Raw genomic sequence first — 13,310 nt, 5'->3', positions numbered from 1 at the left:
ATTTTTGTGAAGCGTTTTTTACACACTCTGAGCCGATTTCTGCCTGCCGCGAAGGGCTGAAAACGGCCAAGAGCAGCCGGTGGGCAGAACGATGGCAAATGAGAAGCTATGCTTGGTTTGCTGCCGGAATTGATTGAGCAGATTAGGCCTTCTGTCCATGGTGTATAACCCCCTTCTGCGGTCACAGTACCGTCACGATCCCCGGCCTAGTTAGGAGCGGACTAGAGAACAAGGAAATTTATGCCCGTGAAGGCGTTACCCCCCCACTTGACGCCTATTTAGAGTTGGACCTCATGAACAGAACGCTGAGAATTGTGCCTGTTACCGAATGGACGTTGGGACCAGAGATAACTTCTCGGCACTCACGTCTCCTGGAAGTACCCCAACCAGACCACCTACTTGCCAAAGTTATTGAGGAGGTTTCCCGCGTGGCGAAGAGCGGTCGTATTCGCTTGTGCTGGCAAGAGGCAAACGAATGCCAAGGATACTTTAGGCTTGTAGCCCAGCTTCCCTTGGAACAGGAAGCCACGTTTGATCAATTCTTTAACGGTCGTTCGGGTTACCGAGCCCAGTACTACCTCTCGCCAGAAGAAGGCGTCCTCTACAACCGTGATGTCCTGCGGGGGTTAAAGGACGCACTGAGTAGCGCTTATTACCAACAGCCCCTTGCTGAGTCACTGGAGGTAGTGCTCCGAACTATCTATGGTCCACATGCAAAGGTCTGGCTGTTCGACGAAATCGCAGCCTTCGACAGCTCGCCAGCAAGCTCCCTCAATCCGCAGCGGTGGATTGACAACGGCGCTAACCGTGGACGCCGCACTCCGCTGCCGTCGCACTTGACACTGGAGGTAAAGGGTACATTTATCAAGCCACTTACTGGAGAGTTGTTCGTTGATCCGCTCAAGCTCGACAGGGCGTGCGATTTGTTTCGGAAGGGATATACATGAGGTCCAACAATCGCTTCCAGCCGACGGATTTTCCTCCGCTTCTCTGCGGAAAATCCGCGGCTGAAGCAGGGTGTTAGGTCAAAACAGTTGAGGATTCTGCATGGACTGGTTCAAACCATTGATTTACCTCGATCTCTCCGATCCGCGATTCTTTGCCGATCTGCGTAATGAGGGAGAATCCAGAAAACTCGTATTCCAGGCCAGGCCTTCCAATGGTCAGTTTTTTATCCCTTCTCGCTTCGAAAATCCTGGTTTTGCTCCCTGGAGCAACCACGATTTCGGCCTAAAATATATAGAAGAAGGTCCGGTCCACATATGGGAAGGGACTTCGAAAAGTGGGCATCTCGGGAGTATCACCTATATACCTCCCTTTGAACATCAGCCTCATTGTTTTGAAATTCAAGTCTGGGTTTCTCGAGAAACCTTCAAGTTTTTACTGGATGTCTATCCAAACCAGACGAATTACATATTGGGGTTTACTTTTGCCCCAAAGGGCCAAGACATTGTGGAGTCTTTCTATGATGAGTTTTCCAAGCATAGCCTTACGGCTTGGGATGCTGAAGCTGAAAACCAGATCCTTGCTGATCAGGTGACAATACAAGTAGTCGGGAAGGCGCCATTAGCTCATAACGATCATTCGGAGGAAGAGCGCACAACAACGGAAGTCGCACCTCAACCAACTCATTCCGAACATGCCGAGCTCATTTCTAAGGTCGCCGAAATCAAGAAGATTGGGGGCTGGGTTGTCGCCTTGATGTGCACTATTCTAGTCATCATCCTCTTCTCCAGGAAGTGAATAAACTACCATTGCCGCGTGGTAATGGGGTCAGAAATAACGGTGATTTATTTCTGACCTCCACCGTCTGCTTCGGGTCGACGCGGCCCTTCGCGACAGGCAGCAATCAACACAAAGCGGTCATCCGTTCTTAAGCTAGTGAATGTCAGTGATGAAACAAAGAGCTTACGTCCCAGGTTGAGCTCTGCGGCGAAACTCTTGGAGCTCCCACACTAACAAGCTCTTTGGTGATGCCTTATGTCTGAGTTGATCAATCGCTTCTATATAATGTGATTTCGAGTCACTTGATGTCCAACCGTAGTTCAGGCACGCTAAGTCGCGTACGATCCCGTCTAGCGGACAGTGTGGTGGTTCAGAGCCCAAACCCGCCACCCACATGTACTTCAAGTGGATGTTGATTAGCTTCTGGGCGACGCCAAATCTGAAGCGGCCTTTATATAACGAACTTCCGTGCTTGGCTGAAAAGTAATTTGCGACATTATCGATATATTGAACATGTTCGCTTTCGTACACGATTTCAGTCGAGTACTTGGAAAAATATCATCAAGCACTTGCCGGAAACCGTGCTTAACTTTTTCTCGCTGATACTCCTTGCAGGAGGGCGAGTAGATGGGCCAATCTTTCGCTCGGGTTGAAAGCGCAGCCTTAAGGCTCAACAGGCCGATCTCATACACTAGAAAGTTGTTCTTTTCTTTGTTTAGCTCTGCTGAAAATAAATATTGAGATCCAAGAATCATAATTGTTCCTGTGCCTAAGGAGCCTTAATAAACTCCGACATGCATTGCTTTTCAGCAAATGTAGGGCTGAATAGTAGCCCGGCGCTATTGCTCTGACCACCGTTTGCTTCGACGATCGCCGACAGGCGGCTTGTGGCCGATCTCTGCCTTCCACGACCGGCTGAATCCGACCCAAAGTAGCCGGTCGCATACTATCGAAATCGATTAGGAGGAGGCACTTGTAAGCGCTTCCCAGCATAGAAGTTAACTAGCGTTTGACATGAGAGGCTGCCAGCGGCTTGCTGGACGACGTCCCCTCGGTGGAAGGGTTAGGCATCTGCTTGTCCTGGCTCTTTAGGGCCAAAGAGACGACCAAACACTTCATCAAAGGCTCGCTCTGTTTGTTCGCGTATCATCTTCTATCTGGACGTTGAGGCTCACAAATCGCAATGCTGAAGTTATCAGCTGCTTACAAATGTGGATGCGATTGCCTTACGAAGCTTCGACAGACTTAATTCCTAGGACTGAAATTGAAAACCGACTCTTTTGAGTCATCAACAGACTTAATTCCTCCGCCGTACCTCCTACCTTATCAGGGCTGATAGGGGCTAGCTGGGACCAGGCTCGACAGACTTAATTTTGAAACATCACTGTCGGAATTGTTTCCCGACATGTCTTGTTTCATTGCCGAGCCGGCGCTGTGCCATCAATCAATTTTGCTCTGCAATCGAACGGTTTAAGCTGTCGGGCATCTGTTCTACAGTCCGTTGCGTTTGGCCGAAGGCATGTCCGAACCGTTTTTTCTGATCCAGCACGTGCCAGGAACGGCGCGGGATTGCTCACGACAGGTTGTATTTATGCACCGCAGGAACTTGCTCAAAGCCTCCATGGCCATCGCGGCCTACACCGGTTTGTCCGCCACGGGCCTGTTGGCCGCCCAAGCCTGGGCCACCAGCGGCGGCACCGCTGATGGCGAGGCCAGCGCATTCGATTTCGAGGCGCTGAAGCTGCAGGCCAAACAGCTCGCCAGCAATCGCTACCAGGACACCAAGCAACAGTTGCCGCCGACCCTGGCGACCATGACGCCGCAGAACTTCAATGCGATCCGCTACGACGGCAATCATTCATTGTGGAAAGAACTCAAGGGTCAGCTGGACGTGCAGTTCTTCCACGTCGGCATGGGGTTCAAGCAGCCGGTGCGCATGTACAGCGTCGATCCGAAAACCCGGATGGCTCGCGAGGTGCATTTCCGCCCGTCGCTGTTCAACTATGAAAACACTACGGTCGACACCGCACAGCTCAAGGGCGACCTGGGTTTCTCCGGCTTCAAGTTGTTCAAGGCCCCGGAACTGGACAAGCACGATGTCGTGTCCTTCCTCGGCGCCAGTTACTTCCGTGCGGTGGACGCCACCGGCCAGTACGGCTTGTCGGCCCGCGGGCTGGCCATCGACACCTACGCCAAGAAGCGCGAAGAATTCCCCGACTTCACCAAGTTCTGGTTCGAGACACCGGACAAGGACAGCACCCGCTTCGTGGTCTACGCCCTGCTCGACTCGCCGAGCGCCACCGGTGCCTACCGCTTCGATATCGATTGCCAGGCCGAGCGCGTGGTGATGGAGATCGATGCCCACGTCAACGCACGTACCGCCATCGACCAACTGGGCATCGCACCGATGACCAGCATGTTCAGCTGCGGCACCCACGAGCGCCGCATGTGCGACACCATTCACCCGCAAATCCACGACTCCGACCGCCTGGCCATGTGGCGCGGCAACGGCGAGTGGATCTGCCGTCCGCTGAACAACCCGGCGACCCTGCAATTCAATGCCTTCGCCGACAAGGACCCGAAAGGTTTCGGCCTGGTGCAGACCGACCACGAGTTCGCCAGCTATCAGGACACCGTCGACTGGTACAGCCGCCGCCCGAGCCTGTGGGTCGAGCCGACCACCGCATGGGGCGAAGGCTCGGTCGATCTGCTGGAAATCCCTACCACCGGCGAGACCATGGACAACATCGTCGCCTTCTGGACCCCTAAGAAACCGGTGGCTGCCGGCGATTCGCTGAACTACGGCTACAAGCTGTACTGGAGCGCATTGCCGCCAGTCGGAACGCCGTTGGCACGGGTCAACGCCACCCGTTCCGGGATGGGCGGTTTCACCGAAGGCTGGGCGCCGGGCGAGCATTACCCGCCCGTCTGGGCCCGTCGTTTTGCCGTGGACTTCACCGGTGGTGGTCTGGACCGCTTGCCTGAAGGCACAGGCATCGAGCCGGTGGTCACTTGCTCGAACGGCGAGGTCAAGGATTTCAGCGTGCTCAAGCTCGATGACATCAAGGGCTACCGCATCCTGTTTGACTGGTACCCGACCAATGACAGCGTGGAGCCCGTCGAGCTGCGCCTGTTCATCCGCACCAACGACCGCACACTGAGTGAAACCTGGTTGTACCAGTACTTCCCGCCAGCGCCGGACAAACGCAAGTACACCTGATGATCGGGTAGCACCCTGCCAGCATTCGGTTTTCCGAACGCGACCTGCGGGTCGGTTCGGTTAACCGGATCACTTCACTGACATTTCAGCGCAAAAAATATTTAATTCCCTTATAAATCAATACTTTGACTAATTCAGACTGGTCTGGCACGAGTCATGCTCTACACTTCTTCGACGAATGTCCTTTGCGCTCACTCATCGTAGCGCTCAGGTGTTTTGCAGCACAAAAGGGCCGATGAACTGGCTCCATAAAAAAAACAATGTCGAGGAAAATTTGATGCGCATCGTTCCCCATATCCTGGGCGCAGCCATTGCTGCCGCTCTGATCAGCACGCCAGTTTTCGCCGCCGAACTCACCGGCACCCTGAAGAAGATCAAAGAGTCCGGCACCATCACCCTGGGCCATCGCGACGCTTCCATTCCGTTTTCCTATATCGCGGATGCTTCCGGCAAACCGGTCGGCTACTCCCACGACATCCAGCTGAAAGTCGTCGAAGCCCTGAAAAAAGACCTCGACATGCCAAACCTCCAGGTCAAATACAACCTGGTGACTTCGCAAACCCGTATCCCGCTGGTGCAGAACGGCACCGTGGACCTCGAGTGCGGTTCCACCACCAACAACGTCGAGCGTCAGCAGCAGGTTGACTTCTCCGTCGGCATCTTCGAAATCGGTACTCGCCTGCTGTCCAAGGCAGACTCCAAGTACAAGGATTTCCCTGACCTGGCCGGCAAGAACGTCGTGACCACCGCCGGCACCACGTCCGAGCGCATCCTCAAGGCGATGAACGCCGACAAGCAGATGGGCATGAACGTCATCTCCGCCAAAGACCACGGCGAGTCGTTCCAGATGCTGGAAACCGGCCGTGCCGTTGCGTTCATGATGGACGACGCCCTGCTGGCCGGTGAAGCAGCCAAGGCCAAGAAGGCAACCGACTGGGCCGTAACCGGCACTCCACAGTCCTACGAAATCTACGGCTGCATGGTGCGCAAAGGCGACGAGCCGTTCAAGAAGGCTGTGGATGACGCCATCAAGGCCACCTACGCATCGGGCGAGATCAACAAGATCTACGAAAAATGGTTCATGCAGCCAATTCCGCCAAAAGGCCTGAACCTGAACTTCCCGATGAGCGACGAACTCAAGGCCCTGATCGCCAATCCGACTGATAAAGCGGCTGACGACAAGAAATCCTGATTTCTGACTAACCTTATCTCCTGAAAGGGCCGCCGCCCTTTCAGGAGGTGGTCACTTCCTGCTGGAATTTTTGGAAACACTCGAACCGGTAGCTGTCGAGCCGGGAGCGTGTGCCTGATCGTCAAGGTCAGGCGGGAACGGAGCTTCCCCCAAGCGGGCACTTGTACATCGATTGAACTGAGGGGAGACCCTAATGAATTACAACTGGGACTGGGGCGTGTTCTTCAAGTCCACCGGCGTGGGCAGCGAGACCTATTTCGACTGGTACGTGTCCGGTCTGGGCTGGACCATCGGCATCGCCATCGCGGCCTGGATCATCGCCCTGACACTGGGCTCGATCCTGGGCGTCATGCGTACCGTGCCGAACCGCATCGTATCGGGCATCGCCACCTGCTACGTCGAACTCTTCCGTAACGTGCCGCTGCTGGTTCAGCTGTTCATCTGGTACTTCCTGGTACCCGACCTGCTGCCGGCCGACCTGCAAGAGTGGTACAAGCAGGACCTGAACCCGACCACCTCGGCCTTCCTCAGCGTTGTCGTATGCCTGGGCCTGTTCACCACCGCCCGGGTTTGCGAACAGGTGCGCACCGGTATCCAGGCCCTGCCCAAAGGCCAGGAATCCGCGGCCCGCGCCATGGGTTTCAAGTTGCCGCAGATCTACTGGAACGTGCTGCTGCCCCAGGCTTACCGGATCATCATTCCGCCGCTTACCTCGGAATTCCTGAACGTCTTCAAGAACACTTCCGTGGCGTCGCTGATCGGCTTGATGGAATTGCTCGCGCAGACCAAACAGACCGCCGAGTTCTCCGCCAACCTGTTTGAAGCCTTTACCCTGGCCACGCTGATCTACTTCACCCTGAACATGAGCCTGATGTTGCTGATGCGCCTGGTCGAGAAGAAAGTCGCCGTACCGGGCCTGATCTCCGTAGGGGGTAAATGATGGAATTCGATTTCTCGGGCATCATCCCGTCCCTGCCGGGCCTGTGGAACGGCATGGTCATGACCCTCAAGCTGATGGCCATGGGCGTGGTCGGCGGGATCATCCTCGGCACCATCCTGGCGTTGATGCGTCTGTCCCACAGCAAGCTGCTGTCAAACATCGCCGGCGCGTACGTCAACTACTTCCGCTCGATCCCGTTGCTGCTGGTAATCACCTGGTTCTACCTGGCGGTACCGTTCGTGCTGCGCTGGATCACCGGCGAAGACACCCCGATCGGCGCGTTCGCCTCGTGCATCGTGGCGTTCATGATGTTCGAAGCGGCGTACTTCTGCGAAATCGTCCGTGCTGGCGTGCAGTCGATTCCCAAGGGCCAGATGGGCGCTGCCCAAGCCCTGGGCATGTCCTACGGCCAGATGATGCGCCTGATCATCCTGCCGCAGGCGTTCCGCAAGATGACGCCGCTGTTGCTGCAACAGAGCATCATCCTGTTTCAGGACACCTCGCTGGTCTACGCCGTCGGCCTGGTGGACTTCCTCAATGCTTCGCGCGCCAGTGGCGACATCATTGGCCGCTCCAATGAGTTCCTGATTTTCGCGGGTCTCGTGTACTTCATCATCAGCTTTGCCGCCTCGCAGCTGGTCAAGCGTCTGCAAAAAAGGTTCGCCGTATGATCTCTATCAAAAGCATCAACAAGTGGTATGGGGACTTCCAGGTTCTGACTGATTGCAGCACCGAGGTCAAAAAAGGCGAAGTGATCGTGGTGTGCGGGCCATCCGGTTCCGGCAAGTCGACCCTGATCAAGTGCGTCAACGCCCTGGAGCCGTTCCAGAAGGGTGACATCGTGGTCGACGGCACCTCCATCGCCGACCCGAAGACCAACCTGCCGAAGCTGCGTTCGCGCGTGGGCATGGTGTTCCAGCACTTCGAGCTGTTCCCACACCTGACCATTACCGAAAACCTGACCATCGCGCAGATCAAGGTATTGGGCCGCAGCAAGGAAGAAGCCACCAAGAAAGGCCTGCAACTGCTCGAGCGCGTCGGCCTCTCGGCTCACGCCCACAAGCACCCGGGCCAATTGTCCGGTGGTCAGCAGCAGCGCGTGGCGATTGCCCGTGCGCTGGCGATGGACCCGATCGTCATGCTGTTCGACGAACCGACCTCGGCGCTGGACCCGGAAATGGTTAACGAAGTGCTCGACGTGATGGTGCAACTGGCCCACGAAGGCATGACCATGATGTGCGTGACCCACGAAATGGGCTTCGCCCGTAAAGTGGCCGACCGGGTGATCTTCATGGACCAGGGCAAGATCATCGAAGACTGCAAGAAAGAAGAATTCTTCGGTGACATCAATGCCCGCGCCGAGCGTACGCAGCACTTCCTCAACAAGATTCTGCAGCACTAAGAAAAACACCGCTCCTCAAATGTGGGAGCGGGCTTGCTCGCGAAGACGGCGGCACATCCAACATAGATGTGACTGACACACCGCTTTCGCGAGCAAGCCCGCTCCCACACTGGTTCAGTGGTGATCTTGAGATTTGCGTTGTGGTTGACCCAAGGCATCTGTGATGAAATGCGACCCTAATCTTTATCGCGCAGCGTCGCCATCACTCGCCGTGAAACCCCGTCTGGTTCGTCATTTGTTCCTGCCGCCACTGATCATCGCCATGATGATCGGCCTGGGCTATATCGGCTTCTGGATCAGTGAGCACTATGGCATTCGCAGCCTCGGCGAGAACGGCCAGCGTCAGCTGGAACTGCACGCCCGTGCCGTCGAAAGCGAAATCAGCAAATACACCTACCTGCCCAGCCTGCTGGAGCTCGAAACCAGTGTTTCGCAGTTGCTGGCCGACCCGACCCCGGAACACCGGCAAACGGTCAACGATTACCTCGAAGGCCTGAACCGGCGCAGCCGCAGTCGGGCCATCTACGTGATGGACACCACCGGCCGCGTCATGGCCACCAGCAACTGGCGCGATGTCGACAGTTACCTGGGTGAAGACCTGTCCTTTCGCGCCTACTTCCAGAACGCCGTGCGCGGTCAGCCGGGGCGTTTCTACGGCATCGGCAGCACCAACGGCGAACCCGGTTACTACCTGGCCCATGGCCTTGAAGAACACGGCAAGATCATCGGCGTCGCGGTGGTCAAGGTGCGTCTGGAAGCCATGGAAGAGCGCTGGCAGCGCGCGCGGCTGGAAGCTTTCGTCAGCGACGAGAACGGCATCATCATTCTCTCCAGCGATCCGGCTCGACGCTTGAAATCGGTGGTGCCGCTGAGCGAAGAAACCAAGGAAAAACTTGCCCGCAGCCTGCAGTACTACTGGTTCCCGCTCAACGAATTGCAACCGCTGGCCCGGGAAACCCTGTCCGAAGGCGTGGAAAAACTCACGTTCCCGGCCAACAGTGAACTGCTGCTCCAACAAGATCGCGACGATGAAAACATCAGCTACCTGTCGCAAACCCGGCCCTTGAGCGATACGCCGTGGAATTTCACCCTGCTCACGCCGCTCCAGGACTTGCGCCGCGAAGCGATCAACCAGGGGATTCTGGTGGCCGTGGCGTTTGCCCTCTGCGCCTTTCTGTTGATCGCCTGGAACGAGCGGCGCAAGGTGATCGCCACCCGCCTCGCGGCCCGGGAAGCCTTGCAGGAAGCCAACAACCAGCTGGAACGTCGGATTACCGAACGCACCACCGACCTGCGCGCCAGCAACGAACGGCTCAAGGGGCAGATCCGCGAACGCCGGCACGCCGAAGAGACCTTGCGCCGCGCCCAGGATGAACTGGTACAGGCCGGAAAACTCGCGGCCATCGGCCAGATGTCCACCAGCATCGCCCACGAACTGAACCAGCCGCTGGCGGCGCTACGCACCTTGTCCGGCAATACCGTGCGCTTCCTCGAACGCGGCCAGCTCGATGTCGCCAGCACCAACCTCAAGACCATCAACGAACTGATCGACCGCATGGGCCGCATCACTGCCAGCCTGCGCTCGTTCGCCCGGCGCGGTGACGACAAGGGTCAGGCCTGCCTTGGCAAAGCGGTGGACGCGGCCTTGCAATTGCACGGCGCACGGGTGGAAAACACGCCTCTGCAATTGCACCGCCATTTTGACGCGGTGCAGGTGCAGATCGACCAGACCCGCCTGGAACAGATTCTGGTCAACCTGATCGGCAACGCCCTCGATGCCATGCAAGCGCAGCCGCAACCCGAGCTGTGGCTCGAAGGCGAAACTTTCGATGGCAAATACCGGCTGCGCGTGCGTGACAACGGCCACGGCATCGACGCCGAAGCGCGCAAGCACCTGTTCGAACCCTTCTTCACCACCAAACCCGGCGAACAGGGCCTGGGCCTTGGCCTGACCCTTTCCGCCAGCCTGGCCGCCGCCACCGGCGGTCACCTGGGTGTCGAGCACCCGGCCAGCGGTGGTACCGCATTCGTCCTCAGTTTACCGTTGGTAAGCCCCACTCCCGCCGAGCCAATATGAACAACGACCTTAGTGTATTGATCGTCGAAGACGACCCCCATGTGCTGCTCGGCTGCCAACAGGCGCTGACCCTGGAAGACATTCCCTGCATTGGCGTGGGCAGCGCCGAAGAAGCCCTGGTGCGGGTCGGCGACAACTTCGCCGGCATCGTCATCAGCGATATTCGCCTGCCGGGCATCGATGGCCTGGAGTTGCTGACCCGGCTCAAGGAGCGCGACCGCAGCCTGCCGGTGGTGCTGATCACCGGTCACGGCGACATCTCCATGGCCGTCGGTGCGATGCAGAAAGGCGCCTACGACTTCATGGAAAAGCCGTTTTCCCCTGAGCGCCTGGTGGACGTAGCCCGCCGCGCCCTCGAGCAACGCAGCCTGGCGCGGGAAGTGTCGTCGCTGCGCCGGCAACTGGCCGAGCGCGACTCCCTCGAAGGGCGGATCATCGGGCGCTCGCCGGCCATGCAGAACCTGCGGGAACTGATCGCCAACGTCGCCGATACGTCGGCCAACGTGTTGATCGAAGGCGAGACCGGCACCGGCAAGGAACTGGTCGCTCGCTGCCTGCATGATTTCAGTCGGCGGCACACCAAGCAGTTCGTCGCCTTGAACTGCGGCGGCCTGCCGGAAAACCTCTTCGAAAGCGAAATCTTCGGCCACGAAGCCAACGCCTTTACCGGTGCGGGCAAGCGGCGGATCGGCAAGATCGAACACGCCGACGGCGGCACGCTGTTCCTCGACGAAGTGGAAAGCATGCCCCTGCCCTTGCAGATCAAGCTGCTGCGGGTATTGCAGGAACGCACCCTCGAACGCCTCGGTTCGAACCAGAGCGTGGCGGTGGATTGCCGCGTCATCGCAGCGACCAAGTCCGACCTCGTCGAGTCGAGCAAGGCCGGCGAATTCCGCAGCGACCTGTACTACCGCCTCAACGTGGTGACCCTGGAACTGCCGCCGCTGCGCGAGCGCCGCGAGGACATCCTGCAACTGTTCGAACACTTTCTGCAGCAGTCGTCCCTGCGCTTCGATCGCGCGGTGCCGGAGCTGGACAACCAGACCGTTTCCAACCTGATGAGCCACGACTGGCCGGGCAACGTGCGTGAATTGCGCAACGTTGCCGAGCGCTTTGCCCTGGGCCTGCCGGCGTTCAAGAAAACCGGTGCCGGCGGCAGCAATCAAGGCCTGGCGTTTGCCGAAGCGGTGGAAGCCTTCGAGCGCAACCTGCTCAGCGATGCCTTGCAACGCAGCGGCGGCAACCTGACCCAGGCCAGCCAGGAACTGGGCATGGCCAAGACCACGCTGTTCGACAAAGTGAAAAAGTACGGCCTGAGCCATTGAGCTGTGTGGACCTGATTCTCAAAACGACCCTGGGCGCGGCGGTGGTGGTGAGCCCCCTCGCTGGCCTGACTACGCTTTCACAGAGAAATACATTCTCCTGTGGGAGCGGGCTTGCTCGCGAAAGCGGTGTGTCAGTCAACTCAAATGCCAACTGATTCTCCCTCTTCGCGAGCAAGCCCGCCCCCACACTGGACCGAGGGAGCTAGAGAAGATTGTGATCGGCCACAGGCTCGATCTGCGCCCAGTGCGAAGTGTCTTCACGGTGCTCGCGCAAGTACGGCAACACCGCCGCCAGCAACGGCACCTTGAATGCCTCCTGGAAACGATGGGCCAGGCCCGGAATCAAGACCAACTGACTGCCCCGCAGATGCGCCGCCAGATGCACCCCGTGCATCACCGGCAGCAAGGGGTCGGCCGTGCCATGCACCACCAGCGCCGGCACCCGCAACCGGTTGAGCAGCGCGACCCGGCTCGGCTCGGCGAGAATGGCCATGATCTGGCGTTTCACGCCCTCGGGATTGAACGCCCGGTCATAGGACTGCGCCGCCTGATGCAACAGCACCTGACGATCATCGCTCACCATCGGGCTGCCCAGCGCCGCCAGCAAGTCGGCCTGTTGTTCCAGGGCCACCTCGCGGTTCGGTGCACCCCGCCGGGCCAGCAATTGCACCAGCGCCGCACTCGGCGCCGGCAAGCCTTCGGCCCCGGAGCTGGTCATGATCAGGGTCAGGCTCTCGACCCGCTGCGGGGCCATGGCCGCCATGTGCTGGGCGATCATCCCGCCCATGCTGGCGCCCAACACGTGGAATTGATCGATGTGCAAGGCATCCATCAAGCCCAGGCCATCGTCGGCCATGTCGGTCAGCGAGTACGGCGACGACACCGGCAATCCGAGTTTGTAGCGCAGCACTTCGAATGTCAGGTTGGCTTCGGCCGGTGCTTGCCGCCAGGTCGACAGGCCGACATCGCGATTGTCATAGCGAATCACCCGGAACCCTTGCTGGCACAGGGCGACCACCACCTCGTCCGGCCAGTGGATCAACTGCCCGCCCAGGCCCATCACCAGCAGCAAGGCCGGATCCGACACACGGCCGATGCTCTGGTACGCCAGGCTTACCTGGGCCAGATCCACCCGTTCGGTCGGAACATTGACGTCACAACGCGAGGCCGCCAACGACGGCAGGCCGAACAACAGCGCGGCCAGAAACATGATTCGTGAAAAGAATGCAGCACCCATGAAAAAACACCAAAACGCAGAACCCCAGTAGAGCGCGAGTCTGATGAAGTTTGTTCAAGCGCGCTGCCACAGTTCCATGACAGTTTGATGAAGAGCGCCGGGCGGTCATCCGGCGTCACAGCCGGTTTGGCGATAACTATGTACCGCCCCTCCTCCTGTCGAACGCCGCCTAATGCCCGTACCGCCGGCACG

The 13,310-nt window shown here is 58.2% G+C and carries 10 protein-coding genes; 9 read left to right on the top strand and 1 reads right to left on the bottom strand.

Features of this window, described 5'->3' with window-relative positions; translation table 11 throughout:
- Window positions 1–428 precede the first annotated feature (428 nt).
- The 9 genes from BSF40_RS09250 to BSF40_RS09205 all read left to right on the top strand — a co-directional run bounded on the left by BSF40_RS09250 (window position 429) and on the right by BSF40_RS09205 (window position 11,881).
- Window positions 429–947: a hypothetical protein gene (locus tag BSF40_RS09250; protein ID WP_095964889.1), complete on the top strand. Its 519-nt coding sequence runs from the start codon at window positions 429–431 to the stop codon at window positions 945–947.
- A gap of 100 nt (window positions 948–1,047) precedes the next feature.
- Window positions 1,048–1,743, top strand: coding sequence for a hypothetical protein (locus BSF40_RS09245; RefSeq protein WP_095964888.1), 696 nt, complete (start codon window positions 1,048–1,050; stop codon window positions 1,741–1,743).
- 1,573 nt (window positions 1,744–3,316) lie between these two features.
- Window positions 3,317–4,945 carry a glucan biosynthesis protein D gene (locus BSF40_RS09235; protein ID WP_095964886.1) on the top strand — a complete coding sequence of 543 codons (1,629 nt, stop codon included), beginning with the start codon at window positions 3,317–3,319 and terminating at the stop codon, window positions 4,943–4,945.
- 277 nt (window positions 4,946–5,222) lie between these two features.
- Window positions 5,223–6,137, top strand: coding sequence for a glutamate/aspartate ABC transporter substrate-binding protein (locus BSF40_RS09230; RefSeq protein ID WP_095965129.1), 915 nt, complete (start codon window positions 5,223–5,225; stop codon window positions 6,135–6,137).
- A gap of 193 nt (window positions 6,138–6,330) precedes the next feature.
- On the top strand, window positions 6,331–7,077 hold the full coding sequence (locus BSF40_RS09225) for an amino acid ABC transporter permease (protein WP_007975080.1): 747 nt from the start codon (window positions 6,331–6,333) through the stop codon (window positions 7,075–7,077).
- Window positions 7,077–7,748, top strand: a complete 672-nt coding sequence (locus tag BSF40_RS09220) for an amino acid ABC transporter permease (RefSeq protein ID WP_095964885.1) — start codon at window positions 7,077–7,079, stop codon at window positions 7,746–7,748. The genes BSF40_RS09225 and BSF40_RS09220 overlap by 1 nt, the downstream gene beginning before the upstream one ends.
- The gene (locus tag BSF40_RS09215; RefSeq protein ID WP_057716227.1) at window positions 7,745–8,479 is read left to right on the top strand and encodes an amino acid ABC transporter ATP-binding protein; all 735 of its coding nucleotides are present in this window, start codon (window positions 7,745–7,747) and stop codon (window positions 8,477–8,479) included. Before BSF40_RS09220 ends, BSF40_RS09215 begins: the two co-directional genes overlap by 4 nt.
- A gap of 163 nt (window positions 8,480–8,642) precedes the next feature.
- The gene (locus tag BSF40_RS09210) at window positions 8,643–10,556 is read left to right on the top strand and encodes a sensor histidine kinase (RefSeq protein ID WP_015093698.1); all 1,914 of its coding nucleotides are present in this window, start codon (window positions 8,643–8,645) and stop codon (window positions 10,554–10,556) included.
- The gene (locus tag BSF40_RS09205) at window positions 10,553–11,881 is read left to right on the top strand and encodes a sigma-54 dependent transcriptional regulator (protein ID WP_095964884.1); all 1,329 of its coding nucleotides are present in this window, start codon (window positions 10,553–10,555) and stop codon (window positions 11,879–11,881) included. Before BSF40_RS09210 ends, BSF40_RS09205 begins: the two co-directional genes overlap by 4 nt.
- Before the next feature lie 202 nt (window positions 11,882–12,083).
- Here BSF40_RS09205 and BSF40_RS09200 read toward each other — a convergent pair whose 3' ends face one another.
- Window positions 12,084–13,118 (bottom strand): alpha/beta fold hydrolase, encoded by a 1,035-nt coding sequence (locus BSF40_RS09200; RefSeq protein ID WP_095964883.1) that lies wholly within the window; start codon window positions 13,116–13,118, stop codon window positions 12,084–12,086.
- Between the last annotated feature and the right edge of the window lie 192 nt (window positions 13,119–13,310).

It is taken from the genome of Pseudomonas sp. ACN5, assembly GCF_002303975.1.
GTDB classification, from domain to species: domain Bacteria; phylum Pseudomonadota; class Gammaproteobacteria; order Pseudomonadales; family Pseudomonadaceae; genus Aquipseudomonas; species Aquipseudomonas laurylsulfatiphila.
Note: the sequence above shows the minus strand (reverse complement) of the source record. Positions and strands in the feature narration are given on the sequence as shown.

Coding starts and splice junctions, on each gene's coding strand:
- BSF40_RS09245 (WP_095964888.1), top strand. CDS start 1,048: ATGGACTGGTTCAAACCATTGATTTACCTCGATCTCTCCGATCCGCGA.
- BSF40_RS09235 (WP_095964886.1), top strand. CDS start 3,317: ATGCACCGCAGGAACTTGCTCAAAGCCTCCATGGCCATCGCGGCCTAC.
- BSF40_RS09230 (WP_095965129.1), top strand. CDS start 5,223: ATGCGCATCGTTCCCCATATCCTGGGCGCAGCCATTGCTGCCGCTCTG.
- BSF40_RS09225 (WP_007975080.1), top strand. CDS start 6,331: ATGAATTACAACTGGGACTGGGGCGTGTTCTTCAAGTCCACCGGCGTG.
- BSF40_RS09220 (WP_095964885.1), top strand. CDS start 7,077: ATGGAATTCGATTTCTCGGGCATCATCCCGTCCCTGCCGGGCCTGTGG.
- BSF40_RS09215 (WP_057716227.1), top strand. CDS start 7,745: ATGATCTCTATCAAAAGCATCAACAAGTGGTATGGGGACTTCCAGGTT.
- BSF40_RS09210 (WP_015093698.1), top strand. CDS start 8,643: ATGAAATGCGACCCTAATCTTTATCGCGCAGCGTCGCCATCACTCGCC.
- BSF40_RS09205 (WP_095964884.1), top strand. CDS start 10,553: ATGAACAACGACCTTAGTGTATTGATCGTCGAAGACGACCCCCATGTG.
- BSF40_RS09200 (WP_095964883.1), bottom strand. CDS start 13,118: ATGGGTGCTGCATTCTTTTCACGAATCATGTTTCTGGCCGCGCTGTTG.